The following is a 15,196-nucleotide window of genomic DNA, read 5'->3' as shown; positions in this document are numbered from 1 at the left end:
GGCTTACTCCAAATCTCCCGATTGCCCCGGTTCGGCTTTCAAACGCACGACGAATGCGCATCCCCTTGCATCTCCGTCTTCTGTTTCACGGGGTTGCGTCAGCTCCACGCTTCCCCCATGCAGTTCGGCGAGCTCTCGAACCACTGTCAGGCCCAAGCCACTTCCCCCATGCTTGTGCTTCGATCCGTCTTTACCCTGCACGAAACGTTCGAATATGTAAGGGACGTCTTCGGGCTTTATACCGCAGCCGTCATCGCTTACCGTGAGGACGAGCTCCTCGGTATCCCACAGGTAGCGTGCATCGATGTCTACCGAGCCCTGTTCGTCGACGAACTTGATCGCGTTCGATACAAGGTTCTCAAGAATGCGACGGACTTTCTCGGAATCGATCATCACGACCGGCATATCGCGATCGATGCGCGATGTGATTTTCACCTGCTTCTTGTCAGCGAGGAATCGCATGGTTCCCTTGATCTCGGTAAGCAGATCGGGGATTTCTGAGGGCTCCAGCGCAAGCTCCGAGCGTCCCGCTTCGACGCGAGCCATTTCAAGGATGTTGTTAACCATCGCAAGCAGGATCTGGCTGTTGACGCGCATCTCCTTCATGATGCTTTCTTCTTCCGGGTTGCGCGGATCGTTGGTGCGCGACCAGATGTCGGCAAACGCAAGGATGGACGTAAGCGGCGTGCGTATCTCGTGGCTCATGATGGCCAGAAAATCGCTTTGATAGCGGTTTTCCTGCTCGAGCTTCTCGTTCATGGCCGCAAGTTCTTCCCTTTGTCGCTCGAGAACCCGATTCGACTCGGCAAGTTGCGTTGTTCGGTCTTGAACCTCGCCCTCAAGGTCGCTGTACAGGCGCTTGAGTTGCTCGGCCATGGAATGGAAGTGGGCCGACAGATGCTCTATTTCGTCGCGGTCGCCTATTTTCGTGAGGCTGACATCGAAATCATGCTCTTCGATCTGCTGTGCAGCATCTTCGAGCTTCTTTAGAGGCGAAGTGACGAGCTTCGAAATGCTGAAGAACGTGATGCCCAGCCCCACGAAAACGAACAGGACGAACACGATGGTTTCTTGGATAAGGCTCTCGCGAACGTTGTCCATGTAGGTGTCGGCAGGCATGAGGATGCTCGCCGCGCCCGCCATGTCGCCCTCCTTCATCCCCTCCTTTTCATAGCCCATGATGTCGAGCTCCCCCGCAGGGTCTCCATGACATTCAAGGCATGACTCCGTGATGTAGAGCGGTTCGATATAGCGAAAGACCTTCGTACCGTCCTCTTCTGTTTCGAGCGAATAGTAGTGATCCAATTCCGGATCTGCCTTGAGCGTCTCAAGGGCCTTCGCCTCGAATCCGTCGGGAGCATCGGCAGGTTTGCGTGTGCTCAAGTTGGTATAGTGAATGGCAAAATCGCGTTCGTTGTTCACGGTGAACAGATGGCTGACCGCCTTTGCGGCTACCACGCAGTACAAGTTGCGGGTCCCATCGTCGTTTTCTACGAACTGATTCTCATTGCTCTCCATAAAATCCCAGATAGCATCCATCTCCTGGGCAAGCACTTGGGTGGTTTCAAGCATCTCGTGCTCCACCTGCCGCTCAAGCGTATAGCTCCGCCAGACGATGTTTGCCGCCATAAGAATAGCCATCACGGTTATGAACAACACCGAAAATTTGATCTTGAGCGGTACCTGCTTGAACACCGCGCACCCCCCCCCCGCAAACCGCATTCGCCTTCCTGCAGCCAGCCTGAATCAAGCCGTCCGGACCAAATCGCTACCCGAGCAGACCTTTGAGAACCTTTTCATCAGCGTGGACGAACGCCGCGAGCAATCGGCCCGCTGCGGGATACAGATCCCCCTGCCCGATCCTGGCCAAACCTTCAGAGAACGCATCGACCCACGTGCCGAGATGGAATTCGAGAAACCGCCTGCTAGCATCCAACGCTTTGCCATATTCTACCCGATTGCCCAACATGCATGCATCGACGATGCGATCAGCGAGCGACCGAAGGAAGTCGAGCTCAAGCGCAATGTGATCATCGGCAACACTCGGATACATCTGAGGAATAAGCCCCTCCGACCGGTAGAAATTGCGAACTTCGAGCGTGCGGCGGTGAAACAGGATGCGCTCCTTTGTGACGTACACCGACTCCCATAGCGGTGCGGGAAGCTCGTTCGGACCTATGAACAGGCGTGTATACTCGCCTTTGAGCTTTTCTAGGTCGGTCGATGCGATCTCTATAGCCTCGGACAGCTCATCGGCGCCGCCAATCCCGAGCACGGCCGAAGCCTCCCGCAAAAGCGGGAGGCTGATGGCTTGGAGCCGTTCGCTGCTCGGTTCGTTCCCGAACAGGCTTTGAAGCGCTGCGTACATATACCTGCGAGCCGACAGCGCCGTCTCGAGCTCTTCGCTCGCCATCTCGACCGTCATAGAATCGCTTCCTTGAAGTCTTCACTGAGAGCGGCCGCCTTCGGGTTGATCAGCGTTGAAGGACCCGTCTCTTCAGCCGAGGGGAGGATCGGAAGCTCGCTTACCAGATCGGCTCCGTACTTCTCTTTCAATTCGTCGATATCCCCGAAATCGAGGCATCGCATGTTGCACGCGTCCACGCATACCGGATTCTTCCCAGCATCGCGAAACGGCTTGCACGAATCGCACTTGCCGGCGATGTTCTTCTCCTCGAAAAGCACCGGCACTCCGTAGGGGCACGATTTCACGCACGTGCCGCACCCGATGCACAGCACGTCGTCATGCTGGACGGTGCCGTCATCGGCCTTCTGCATGGCGCTTACGGGGCAGTTCGCCACGCAAGCGGGCGACTCGCAATGGTTGCAGGTTGCGGCGTAGTGGTACAGCGTCGCATCGGGAAACGTTCCCGTCTGAAACGTGCTCACATGTCGGTAGAGCGCGCCGACGGGAAGATCGTTTCGGTCCTTGCAGGCGATCTGGCAAGCGCGGCATCCGCTGCACGCGCTTTGGTTGTAATAGAAACCCAGCGTCATCTCCATGCACCCCTATTCCTCTATGCCCTTCGGCACGACCACAGGCCTTGCTTCATCCGGCAGAATATCCTGCTTCTCGTATTTCTCTATCTCCACGAGCACGGTGTTGTACCCCTGCACGCAAGAGTCTCCGACCGTCGAGTCAGTTAGGAAGTTCGTGCCTCCGTTCACGCTGATTCCTAGATCGGGATCGATTTCCGGCCACGATCCGTGCGGAAGATTGACGACGCCCGGCATCATCGTCTCAAGAGCCGAGACCTGACGCAACACTTCGCCGTTCTGGTTGAAGATGCGCACCCAGTCTCCATCCTGAAGCCCACGCTCCGCCGCATCGTCCGCATTCATGAACACGGGGTTCTTATACGCCTCGCGCATGCAGCCGACGGCGTCGAAGGAGGTATGCGAACGCCTCAGATAGTGGCCGTTGAACACTTGCAACGGATACGCGCCCTTTACCTTGTTGTCCCAATCTTCAAAGGTTTCCTCGTAGCCGTATTTCGGCTTGTGATAATCGACGTAGGGCTTTTGCGGTTCCTTGGAAAAGCCCAAACGATTGAGGATGTTGAGCTTCTCCTGACAATACAGTTCGATCTTGCCGCTCTTGGTGTACGGACGAGGATTGGCTTCGGGGTCGTCGACAAAATCCTTGAAGGCGATGAAACCGTAGTTGTCCCCCTCTTTTCGCGGAACATGGTAGACGCCGGCTTCCATGAGCTCTTTGTATCCGATTTTCCCTTCTTGAACCTTACCCTCCAGGCCTACTTCATCAAGGTCTTCCTGAGTGATGGTGACCAAGGGAACCCAGGTTTTTCCGTCCTCGTCGAGCACCGTGGTGTTGACGATTCGGTCGAAGTGGCGCTGCTCTTCGCTTGCAGGATAGAACAGATCCGCTTCGAACCCAAGCGCTTCGAGCAGGAGGTACTGGATATCACGCTCGCTCTTCGCCTCATAGAGGGGAGCCACCGCCCAATGGGGAATAATGAAAGACTCGCGATTCTGCTGACTGAAAAGCATAGGGTACTTCTCATCGTAGCCGGGCCCCTCCCACGGAGTGGTGCACGGAAACACGATGTCGGAGAATTGAGCGGCGGGCGTGAACACGTAAGATGTGGATACGGCAAAATCAACTTTACGGTACGCTTCGATACCGAGATTGGTGTTCTGGCGCGTCGTGATGAAATTGCACATGTCGGACCAGATCATGCGGATGTCGATCTCGCGCTCTTCGGGTTCCTCGATCAACGACAAGCCCTTCGACCTATCGACGACATTGCCGAAGTACGTGTACTTCCCGTCGACCACGGCCGACCACATGAAGGACGTGAGGATTACATCGTCAACGCGGTTGGGGATGGCCGATCCGCCCAGATACGAAGCTCCGGCTTCTCCGCTCGTATCGAACCCACCGATGCTTTCCAAAACCTTCGGGAGGTCCATATCGCGCATGGAACCAGGCGTGATCAAGGCGGGACCGTCGTTTGATGCCCAGAAATGGTATTGCGGGCCGCAAGCGTGGCCGGGCTTGCCCATATGGCCGCCCATCGACCCGATCGTCATCATCATCTGAGGAAAGCTCTCGGCACCATTGCAGCGCGAAGGGGCGTACGAGAAGATCATAGTTGCAGCATGCGTCTTGCCGATCTTTTCCGCATACCACGCGATATCCTCAGCGGGCGCGCCGCATATCTCGCTCGCCCATTCTGCGGTTTTCGGCGTGCCGTCGTATTCGCCCATCACATAGCCGTAGAAGCATTCTTCGACGGAAGCGTCTTCGGGCAGGCTGTCCATCGTGAATCCTACCGTGTACTTGCCAATGAAATCCCAATCGACAACGTCGCCCTGCTCCTGGTCCAAGCGCAGCATCTCGTGAGCAACGCCCAGCAGAAACGCTGTGTCGGTTGCGGGACGAATGGGAATCCACTTCGCCTCGAGCGTGCTCGCCGTGACGTTGTACTCGGGTCCGATGTAAATGAATTCGGCACCGCTCTGCTTCGCCCGATAGAAGTTGTACAACGGCGTTCCTCCCGAAGCCCAGCCGGGGTTTCCACCTTGGAAGGAAATGACTTCGGCGTTCAGCAGATCCAATCGATCGTTGGTCGAATACGCCGCCTCGCTATGGCCGAAATTGCCACCCATCTCGCCGGTGTACAGAAAATTGCTGCCATACGAATCGGTAAACGTAAAGTTAGTGTAGCCGCCCATGGCCGCGAGAAGCTTCGAATGCGCCTGGGTGCGACCGTAGTTGGCAAACAGCACCGATCGCCCGCCGTGAGTATCGTAGATACGACGCATCTCCTTCGCCGTGAGTTCGATCGCCTCATCCCAGCTGATGCGCTCCCACTCGTCGACTCCGCGCAATTCGCCGTTGACGTTTTCCCCGCCTCCGGGCTGCCAGTTTTTGCGCTTCATGGGGTATTTGAGACGATCTGCGCCGAAGATTGTCATGCGCTGGGATCGCCCGCGAGGACAAGCCCGGTTTTGAAAAGTCTCCAAACTGTCGTCGTATACGTCGTCGGTTTTCACACGCGTGACAACGCCGTCTACCACATACGCCTTGAGCAGGCATTTACCTCCGCAGCTATGCCAACACGGAACGGCTTTCCACTCTCCGCTTACGGCCTCGTCGAGCTCGGCGTCGAGTCGAAACCTCTGTTCTTCGGTTTCCTCCGTCTTCTTGAGCTTGTTCTCGGGTGCGCAACCGGATGCGAGCAGCAAAGCAGCTGCGGCGCTGGCCCCAACAAACCCCCTTCGGCTTATCCCTCTTGCGCTTGCGCTGCGAGCAACCTCTCCCATACTCTTCTCCTCCGCCTGTATCGACATCTCGATCAGCTCAATGAGCATATCAAAAGAATCGCACAGCCGCCTGAGGTCATTCAATTCATCTAGCCTTTCAAATTTATGAACATTTTGAAATATTTGGATAGGGGAGATTGGACAGGAGGCGGTATCGCCCCTCGACGACAAAACCGCAAAGGAAGAGACCCCGGCCTATACTGGGTCGCCTGATCGCATAACGATTTTCCACCGAACAAGCCTTCGAGTCTGGCTAGATTCACGCGCGGCACCGTAGCATCACGACGCATTCCTTAAAACATGCTGCACTCAAGCTCTATTGCTCACCAAGCAATCCCATCAAAAGCAGTTCTCCGCTTCTCGTTTCAGTTCTTCTTCGCTGTGCACTTCGCATTTGAGAAAGATGTTGCGACGATGCGTTCTTACCGTCTCACGGGCGATCACCAATTCGGCGGCAATGTCGTCGATTCCCCTTCCTCGCAGTATCAGTTCTAGAATTTCGACCTCCCGCGCCGTGAGGCCGAAGCGCAGCCCAAGGGCGCGCGCGGCGCGCGCCTCGTCAAGCGCATCCTGTCCCTCCGCCGACAAGGCCGGCTCCTCGCTGTACAAGGAAATGGGCGCGAGATCTCGATCGTCAGGAAGAATAAAGATAGTTGCAGCGATCGCTAGAGCCGCAATGATATTGAACCAGGCGGAAATGTCAGTTTCCGACAACCCTTGAGCCATTAAGGCGAGAGAGGTTTGCCCTCCAAGGAACACCAAGGCTCCATGGACGCCGTACGCCAATCCGAATAGTCGCAGAGCCGAAGCATCATTGCGCCAGCATTGGTGGGTGAGGACGATGATGCACAGGATTTTAACAAGCTCGTCGCAAGCAGATCCGCAGGTGTCGGACACCAATCCCATCAACGGGAAACGGGTGGGCAGCAGCAAGAACGCCACAGCAGTCAGAGGAAGCAGGATGCGGCAAACAAACGAGACGCGAAAACGGGATCCTCCTATGGCCATTCCGACGAGAACAATCAACGCCATGGCAAGAGACCCGACCGCGGTGTACGAACCTGATGAGAACATCTGGTTGCCCATCATGGGCTCACGGAACGCGAGCGCAAAGCCGAACAGGGAGAGCAGTGCGATCATTCGGGCAAGCAAAGGTCCGTTCACCCGGGATTTTGAATCGACGCGACGGGCATCAACGAATCGCACGCCCAGCTTGATGGCAAAGGGCGCAAGCACGGATACCGTAAGACCATACACCGCCAAAGCCTCGAAACCTGCTGCGTAGAGCGGGGAGATGAGCGAGGGCGCTACAAGCGCCGAGAGAAGATAGCAGATGAGAGCCGTGAGAGGTTTGAGTAGCGTGATCGATTCGAACCAGAGCATCGAAACCACGCCTATGCCCATCCCTCCGAGGCTCGCACCACCAAATCGCAAGAAGAACGCCGCTTCGGGAATGTAGGCCGAAGCGAGCATGAGAACCGCCGCCATCACCATGAGGGCCGCACAGACCAGGTAGGGCACGAGCCTGTTAGCGATGGTCGTCAGACGATCCGACAGTGCGAAGCAGACAAAGAACCCGAGCGTGCGAAACAGGATGAAAATCTGATGGGAGCTGTACGTCATGTCGGGAAGATCGATGAGCTCTCCGATAAAGAAGATGTCAGCCCAACCATGAAACAACGCATAGGCCACCACGAGCAATGCGATCGTACGGCACGTCCCAAACGAAACGCCCGTATCACGCATCGCAGCTCCCGTGCGAATTTCGGCCTCCATAAGCCTCGATCTCCCCCCCCCGGTGAGTCTTCGCGAAACGCGCCCTGCGCCTCTCCTCAGCCGTTCAACTCACTGAGCGTAATTATATAGGCCGTCGGGATGGAACATCAAATGACCTTTCGGGGCATATTTAAGTTCGAGTGTATTTTCCAAATGCAAATTCGAACGGAACTATGCAGGTAACTAGAGCAAACCAGAAGTCGGTTAGACAAGCGGTTAGAAGCGGTTAGAAAACATACCCTTCGATTTAAGCGGCGTGCGGTAGTGCTCACTGCCCGTTTTCTTCCTATCGTTGCCCTCGACGAGGAGGTGAATACTATGGAGGAGAACATCAAGCGGCGCATTTCCGTCGAGCCTCGCTACGAGAAGGCGCTGTACCGCATTCTCGGAGACTGCCTCGAACCCATTGCTTTCGAGGATCTTGAAGCAAAAATCTGCGCCTACCCCGAAATGCGAGCAGCACTCCACGAACCGGACATACTCGTTTCGTGGCTCGTGGATGTCGAAGCGCTGAAAACGATACCCAAAGACGATGAAAAGTCCGATATGCGGCAGCTCGCAGCCACCGAATCCGTCAGCATCGAGGCAGAGACAGCCGACAAGCCCGATACGACCAACCACGAGCCCCGTAGCTTCATGCTGGTCGCCACCGAAGCGGGTAGACGGGTTTGGACCGAACACGAGGCGGCCGACGAAGTCGCACGCCTTCTGGAAGCAGCCGATGCTTTCGGATCCACGTACACGCGCGTGCTCGAATTATGCCGCACTCCGCAGTCCACGCGCGCCTTAGAAAAGAAACTCGTAGAGGAAGGGCTTCTCGATCTGAGGCAGCGGCAGGTGAGCTGCTTTCTCGACAAACTCGAGAAAGCCGGTGGACTCGTGTGGGATCGAGGCTGGACGACCACCCGGCAAGGGCTTTCACAGCTAGCCTGATCGAGCCGGCTCTGCAAGCAATCGAGATCAACGGAAAGAGGAGGATCGATGGATAATGCTCGAATCACCCGCAGGTCGTTCGTAAGCGCGACGGCCATTGCGGGTTTGGTGGCCGCAACCGGGGGGACGGGGCTCGTGAGCTTCACTTCCAAACCGCAGGAGGCGCTGGCGGCTGAAGAATCGGAGACCAGGATCGTGAAAACCTGCTGCGCCGGCTGCGTGGGTCGCTGCGGCGTGCTCGCTCACGTGAAGAACGGCCGTGTGGTGAAGCTGGAGGGCGACCCCGATCACGTGTACTCGAAGGGCGCGATTTGCGCCAAAGGCCTGTCGTTCATCCAGGCGCTCTACAACCCCAACCGCATCAAATACCCCCTGAAGCGCGTAGGCGAGCGTGGATCCAACCAGTGGGAGCGCATCAGCTGGGAGCAAGCCCTCGATGAAATCGCTGACCAGCTTTTGGAGATTGAGGAGAAGTATGGCGCCGAGGCCATTCAAGTTGGCTATGGCGGGGGCGGCTCCACGTACTATGACGGGTACGCGAGCCGCTGGTGTCACGTCATGGGCTGCCATAAGTTCGAGCCGGGCGGCTTGCAGTGCCTGCAGCCGCGTCAAACGATGTCGCAGCTTATGTGGGGCAAGAACAACAACGACTTCGTGAGTTACGAGGGGCTCAATGCGGAGTTTATCCAGGGCGATCAAACCAAGTGCATGGTACTTTGGGGATCGAACCCCGCCAGCTCCTGCGTGGCGAGCGGCGGTCGTCCGGCAGCCCAGATTCGCGCAATGGGAGCGAAGACCGTCGTAGTCGATCCGCGCATGACGGCCGATGCCTCCAAAGCAGACGTTTGGCTACCGGTGAGACCAGGATCCGACGTTGCCTTGCTGATGTGCTGGATCAACTACATCATGGACAACGAGCTCTACAACAGGGACTCCGTAATGAAATGGACGAACATGCCCTATCTGGTCAATCTGGAAACCGGCTTTACCCTCAAGCCCGAAGAAGTCGGCATGGAAGCCGAGGATCTTGCCTACCTGGTATGGGATACCAAGACCGACTCTGCCCAGAGCATGTCCTATCCCTACGACGATGCACTTGAGCCAGCTCTCGAGGGCGGTCCCTACACAGTGAACGGTATTCGGTGTACACCCGCTTTTCAGCTCATCCACGAACGCTGCAGCGAATGGACGCTGGAAAAGACGGCCGAGATTTGCTGGCTCGAAGCGGACATGATCGAGGAGGCCATCCGCCTGTACGCCGAGAACACACCCGGGTTCATGTCCATGGGCATGACGGGCGACCATGCGGTCAATTCTCCTCAAGTAGGAATTTGCCAATTCATCCTGGAAGCCATGATGGGCAACTACTCCAAGCCGGGCACCATGATGCAGATGTTCTCTTCCGACGGGCCCTACTGGCCCGAACCTGGCACGTTAGAACACTTCATGACCGAAGAACAGTACAAAAAACGGTTCGGCTGCATCGAATACAAAGCTTCGTGCCGTCGCGAGTGGACCCATAACTCGCTCATGCTCGATGCCATCAACAGCGGCGAACCCTATCGCGTGCGCGCCATCATCGAGCGTTCGCTGAACAAGATGATGAACATGCCCAACGCGGCGAAATGGGGCGAGGCCTTCGAATCTATGGATCTGAATGTGCATCACATCATGTATCCCACATCGTTCTCCATGTACTGCGATTATCTACTGCCGACAACCGAATGGCTGGAGAACCACTGGGGATTCGGGGCCGAGAACAGGTTTTACGTACGCCAACCTACCACGCATCTGTGGGAATCCGTAGAGGACCCGATGTTTTTCTCGATGCTGGCAAAGAAGATGGCGGACAAAGGCCACCAGAGGTTCATCGATTCGTTCGACCCCGAAAAATGCAAGCCGACACCCGAGAACCTGCCGGAAGGCTTTGCCGTCGAGCTGTGGGAAGGCACGGAGATTCCCTGGGAGCCAACGATGGAGGACATGCTCACGGCAAACTTCAAATCCCAAGACCCCGATGCGATGAGCTGGGAAGAACTCTGCGACTACGTTCAGGAACACGGTTACTACGAAACGTGCTCCGACGAGGAATACCAGCAGTTCTACGTGTACGAACGCATCGACGAGGAGACGGGCAAGCCCCAAGGCTTCAACACTCCGTCTAAAAAGCTGGAATGCTACGGAGAGCAGATCATCACTTTGGGCCGCACCGGAGCACCCTGGTCGTTATACGAGCTTGAACCGGCCAGCTTCGAGTACGACCCGCTCCCCTACTATCGCGAACCGAACGAAAGCCCTCTCGACGATGAGCTGGCCGCGCAATACCCGCTTGTCATCACCGGCGGCCATGTGAGCATGTATACCCATGGCACCCTGCGCAACGTTCCCTGGATCCGTGAGCGGTTCCCCGTGCCCGAAGTGTGGATCAACCCCGTGGATGCCGAAAAGTACGGAATCGAACACAAGGGCTGGGTATGGCTGGAAAGTCCGCGAGGAAAGACGCAAGCTCGCGCCAACGTAACCAAGCGCATCGCTCCCGGCGTCACGTGGATGGAGCGCTTCTGGTTCCCCGAAACCGTGGAAACGTCCACGAAGGGCTTCACCGAGATGAACATCAACATGCTGACGAACGACCAAGGCCCCTTCGCAGACTTCATCGGGTCGGTGACCTACCGCGGGTTCCAAGTAAGAGTCACTCCCGCCGAAAGCGCACCGGAAGGCATCTGGACGGAACCCGAGCAGTTCGAGGCATGGCTGCCCGACTTCAATAAAGTGGAAGTGACCGACGATAAGGACCAGTTCAAGGGGGTATACTAAATGACCAAGATGACCATGGTCGTCGATTTGGACCGGTGCATCGGCTGTTATGCATGCGAAATCGCCTGCAAGCAGGAGAACGATGTAAATCTGGGTTCCTATTGGAATAAAGTGCAAACCATGGGCCCCTACGGCGACTTCCCCCATGTGGAGATGTACTTCCTGCCCACCATGTGCCAGCACTGCAGCAGTCCTACGTGCGTGAGCGTATGCCCGACAGGTGCGACGTATCAGCGCGACGAAGACGGCATCGTCCTCATCGACCGCGAGAAGTGCATCGGCTGCCAGTACTGCGCGATGGCCTGCCCCTACGGCGCGCGCACCTTCAACAAGAAGCAGAAGGTCGTGGAGAAGTGCACGCTGTGTGTTCACCTGCAGGCCGTGGGTGAAAAACCCGCCTGCGTCAAATGCTGTACGGCAGAAGCGCGCATCTTCGGCGATGCAGAGGATCCTGCGAGCGACGTCTCGAAGGCTCTGGCAGAGGCCGGCGCCGATGCCGTCCACTCGATGCCCGACGTCGGGAACAACCCTTCGGTCAAGTACATCCTGCACTCGAAGACCGCTACGTGGAAGGAGCTGATCTAGCATGGAAGTCCAATGGTCCCTCGTTTTCTTCGCGGCGTTCATCTGCTGGGGCGCCGGCACGTATCTGGCCACGGTGCTGTTCCGCGAGCTGTTCAAGGCCCCTGAGCGCGTCGTGGGCCCCGCATTCGTCCTGTCGGCCGTTGCGGTGGTCATCGGCGCCATCGCGTCCATGACCCATCTAGGGCATCTCGACCGCATCTTCGGCGTGCTGTCGAACCCGGGGTCCGGCATCTTCGTGGAGGGTCTATCCTCGGCGTTGCTTGTGATGATCGTGATCGTATATCTGGTCGCCGCCGCCCGCAAGGCCTCGAACGGTGTCCTGCGCGTGCTTGCCATCGTCGGCGTCGTTCCTGCGCTGGTAGCCGCCTTCTCGGTGGGGTCCAGCTACCTGATGGCGGCTCGTCCCGCCTGGAACGTTTACGCTCTCCCCCTCCTCTCGGTCGCGACGGCCTTGTCTATGGGCGGCGTGACGGCACTTGCCATCAATGCGCTTACGAGCGGGAAGGCAAAGGATGCCGCCGTCGAGTTGCGAATCGCCAAACGCATGAGCGCGTCGACCGTCCTTCTTATCGCGATCCATGCCGCCACCATCCTCGTCTACGTGATGACGGTGGCGGCCGCCCCCTTCCAGGATGAGACGCGTTCGGCGACCCGCATGCTCGCAGGCGATACGGCCGTGCTGTTCTGGGTGGCCGTGGTCGCCCTCGGCGTGATAGCGCCGCTCATCGCCGCGCTCATGCAGAACCGCAAGAGCTCCGTCGCCTCGGCCTCGGGCGAAGCGGTCGGTCGATCGAGCATGGGCTACCTGCTCGCAGCCGCCGTGGCGTGCAGCGTGATCGCCGTGATCGCGTTCCGCGTCATCATGTTCACGCTGGGCAGCAGCATCATCAACTTCGGATTCACCCTTTAGCTGCGATGCGGGAAGGTCCCGGTGGGCCTTCCCGCACGTCGGATTGGAATGATCATGGATATCTGTGCCGAATACCTCGAGATAGCGGAGAACCGCATGGCCCTGTACGGCTTTTTCGCGCGGATCTATCGCAGCGAGGTCGACGAAAACATGCTCGAAGCTATGAAGCGAATCGACTTCAAAGCGGACGAAGGCGAAGCGGGATACGTGGCCGGTACGGCGAAGCTGCAGGCTTACCTGAGCCGCTCGTCCTTCACGATGCGCAGGGACCTTGCCGTCGATTACGCCAAGGTGTTCCTGTCAGCGGGCATTTCCCAAGGCGGCGCGGCGTTTCCCTACGAGAGCGTGTATACGAGCCCCGAAGGCCTGATGATGCAGGAGGCGCGTGACGAGGTCGTGCGCCTCTATCGCGCGAAGGGCCTCTGCGTCGAGGGCGTCGTCGAGCCGGAGGACCACCTCGCCTTCGAGCTCGAGTTCGCAGTCCGGCTGTGCCGCGAGGGCCTGGAAGCCGCGCAGTCGGGAGACCTGGAAGGGCTGAAGGCGAGCATCGAAGAGCAGCGCGCGTTTCTGAAGGATCATCTGCTGAATTGGGTGCCGCGATTCTGCGAGGACGTCGTCCGCTATGCGAACACCGAGTTCTACCAGGCCGTCGCCGCCATGACGGCAGGCTTCATCAACATGGACGCCGCGATGGTCGATCGTATGGCGGTCGAGAGCCGACCGGACGGCTGCTGAAAGGTTCGAGCCAAGGAGGTGCGTCCTATGGAGCGGGAGAAAGAATACCTCGGGGAAGTCCCCGATCAGAACTTCACAGCCGAGGATTCGACGGCGGGCGAAGCTTCGCCCGCCCGGATCACGCGTCGGTCGTTTCTCGGCGTGGCCGGCGTATCGGCGACGCTGTTCGCCTTGGGCGGCTTCGGCACGCTCACGGCTCAGGGCGCGCTGCTTCGCCCTCCCGGCGGTCAGGACGAGCAAGCGCTTCTCGCCGGATGCAACCATTGCGGCCGGTGCGTGAGCACGTGCCACGCCAAGGCCATCGGCATCGCCACGCTCGCGGACGGCCTGCTTGAGGCCCGCACGCCGGTCATGCGCTACAACCTGGGATTCTGCGACTTCTGCGGCGACTGCGTGGATGCGTGCGCCACCGGCGCGCTACGCCCCTTCGACGTGGAGGCGGCCCAAGCGGGCGATACAACCGCCTGCTGCGTTGGCAAGGCCAGGCTCGATCGAGAGACCTGCCTCGCATGGACGTCCGACAGCTGCAACCTCTGCTACGAGGAATGCCCTTACGAGGCGATCGTTTTGAATGCCAGCGGCCTGCCGGTGATCAACGAGGCGCTGTGCAACGGTTGCGGCGTGTGCGAGTACGTATGCCCCGTGCTCTCGCTGCGAAGCTACATTGGGGGCACCGCGCGCGCCATCTCGGTGGAGCCCGAGTCGAAGAGCGAGAAGGGGGCGTCCCGATGAAAACCGAGGAACGGGTGGAGAAGCCCCGCGCAACGCCGCGGCCCCGTCGCAGGCGCGTGCGCTTGATGCGCACGGCGACCGTCCTCGGCGTTCTGGCCGTCTACCTGGTCGGCGTGACGTTGAACACGGGCCTGGGATCCCTTTCGGCCTTCGGTGTCGGCGATATCGCCGCAGTGTGCCCCGTCGGAGCCTTGGAGACCATGATCGCGGGCAACGTCTTGCTGCCGCTGCCCCTTGCGGCCATCGTCGTCGCCGTCATCGCCACCGTGTTCCTGGGGCGCGCGTTCTGCTCGTGGATATGCCCGGTGCCACTCACCCGCAAGCTGGTCACCAACAAGCACGAGCGCGACGCGTTCGCCGCCGCCCGCAAGAAAGGCCGCTTAGCGAAGCACGAGTGGCCGGGTCTCGGCAGGAACGAGACGTCGGCGCTCGGCGTGCTCGGCATCACCTTGGTCACCACGCTCGTCTTCGGGTTTCCGGTGTTTTGCCTCGTATGCCCCATCGGGCTGGTGTTCGCCACCCTGTTCGCCTTGGTCAGGCTGGTGGTGTTCAACGAGCTGGTTGCCGACCTCATCGTGTTCCCGGCGCTCATCGTTCTCGAGCTGGTGATCTTGCGCAGGTGGTGCGCCACGCTCTGTCCCGTGGGGGCGTTCCTCGGCCTTTTCGCGCGCTTCAACCGCACGCTCGTGCCGACGGTCGACCGGGGAAAATGTTTGACGACGGCGACGGGCGCCGCGTGCGACGCCTGCCATACGGCGTGCAACTCCGACATCGACCTGGTACGCGACACGGGAACGGGCATGCTGCACGATTGCACGAAATGCAAGGAATGCGCCGCCCATTGCCCTGCCGACGCCATCACGTTTCCCTGGAGGGCGAAAGGCGGGGCCAGACAAAATGATAGCGAATAAGCGGATG

12 protein-coding genes are annotated in these 15,196 nt (G+C 58.6%); 7 read left to right on the top strand and 5 right to left on the bottom strand.

All coding sequences use genetic code 11. The features are described 5' to 3' along the window. Positions 1-3: 3 nt before the first annotated feature. The 5 genes from C1876_RS03175 to C1876_RS03155 all read right to left on the bottom strand — a co-directional run bounded on the left by C1876_RS03175 (position 4) and on the right by C1876_RS03155 (position 7,566). The gene (locus C1876_RS03175) at positions 4-1,695 is read right to left on the bottom strand and encodes an ATP-binding protein (protein WP_158544588.1); all 1,692 of its coding nucleotides are present in this window, start codon (positions 1,693-1,695) and stop codon (positions 4-6) included. Between the two features lie 73 nt (positions 1,696-1,768). Continuing rightward, on the bottom strand, positions 1,769-2,425 hold the full coding sequence (locus tag C1876_RS03170; protein ID WP_114545276.1) for a TorD/DmsD family molecular chaperone: 657 nt from the start codon (positions 2,423-2,425) through the stop codon (positions 1,769-1,771). After that, on the bottom strand, positions 2,422-3,003 hold the full coding sequence (locus tag C1876_RS03165) for a 4Fe-4S dicluster domain-containing protein (protein ID WP_338082055.1): 582 nt from the start codon (positions 3,001-3,003) through the stop codon (positions 2,422-2,424). Before C1876_RS03165 ends, C1876_RS03170 begins: the two co-directional genes overlap by 4 nt. Positions 3,004-3,009: 6 nt before the next feature. Beyond that, a complete protein-coding gene (locus C1876_RS03160; protein ID WP_158544587.1) occupies positions 3,010-5,790 on the bottom strand; it encodes a molybdopterin-dependent oxidoreductase in 2,781 nt (926 codons plus the stop codon). A gap of 339 nt (positions 5,791-6,129) precedes the next feature. Beyond that, positions 6,130-7,566 carry a helix-turn-helix domain-containing protein gene (locus C1876_RS03155; RefSeq protein ID WP_114545274.1) on the bottom strand — a complete coding sequence of 479 codons (1,437 nt, stop codon included), beginning with the start codon at positions 7,564-7,566 and terminating at the stop codon, positions 6,130-6,132. A gap of 318 nt (positions 7,567-7,884) precedes the next feature. Between C1876_RS03155 and C1876_RS03150 the strand changes: the two genes are divergently transcribed. The 7 genes from C1876_RS03150 to C1876_RS03120 are packed head-to-tail and all read left to right on the top strand — an operon-like array spanning position 7,885 to position 15,189. Beyond that, positions 7,885-8,499 (top strand): hypothetical protein, encoded by a 615-nt coding sequence (locus C1876_RS03150; RefSeq protein WP_114545273.1) that lies wholly within the window; start codon positions 7,885-7,887, stop codon positions 8,497-8,499. A 48-nt stretch (positions 8,500-8,547) separates the two neighbouring features. Next, on the top strand, positions 8,548-11,316 hold the full coding sequence (locus C1876_RS03145; protein WP_114545272.1) for a molybdopterin-containing oxidoreductase family protein: 2,769 nt from the start codon (positions 8,548-8,550) through the stop codon (positions 11,314-11,316). Beyond that, entirely contained in the window at positions 11,317-11,901 is a 585-nt protein-coding gene (locus C1876_RS03140) for a 4Fe-4S dicluster domain-containing protein (RefSeq protein ID WP_114545271.1), read from the top strand. 1 nt (position 11,902) lies between these two features. Next, positions 11,903-12,811: a DmsC/YnfH family molybdoenzyme membrane anchor subunit gene (locus C1876_RS03135; protein ID WP_114545270.1), complete on the top strand. Its 909-nt coding sequence runs from the start codon at positions 11,903-11,905 to the stop codon at positions 12,809-12,811. 54 nt (positions 12,812-12,865) lie between these two features. Further along, a complete protein-coding gene (locus tag C1876_RS03130) occupies positions 12,866-13,546 on the top strand; it encodes a TorD/DmsD family molecular chaperone (protein WP_158544585.1) in 681 nt (226 codons plus the stop codon). 27 nt (positions 13,547-13,573) lie between these two features. Continuing rightward, positions 13,574-14,278, top strand: coding sequence for a 4Fe-4S dicluster domain-containing protein (locus C1876_RS03125; protein ID WP_114545268.1), 705 nt, complete (start codon positions 13,574-13,576; stop codon positions 14,276-14,278). Next, positions 14,275-15,189 (top strand): 4Fe-4S binding protein, encoded by a 915-nt coding sequence (locus tag C1876_RS03120; protein ID WP_158544583.1) that lies wholly within the window; start codon positions 14,275-14,277, stop codon positions 15,187-15,189. Before C1876_RS03125 ends, C1876_RS03120 begins: the two co-directional genes overlap by 4 nt. Positions 15,190-15,196 lie beyond the last annotated feature (7 nt).

This window comes from Eggerthella sinensis, from assembly GCF_003339815.1.
Classification (GTDB): domain Bacteria; phylum Actinomycetota; class Coriobacteriia; order Coriobacteriales; family Eggerthellaceae; genus Eggerthella; species Eggerthella sinensis.
The sequence above is the reverse complement of the archived record's forward strand: the minus strand, read 5'-3'. Positions and strand labels throughout refer to the sequence as shown.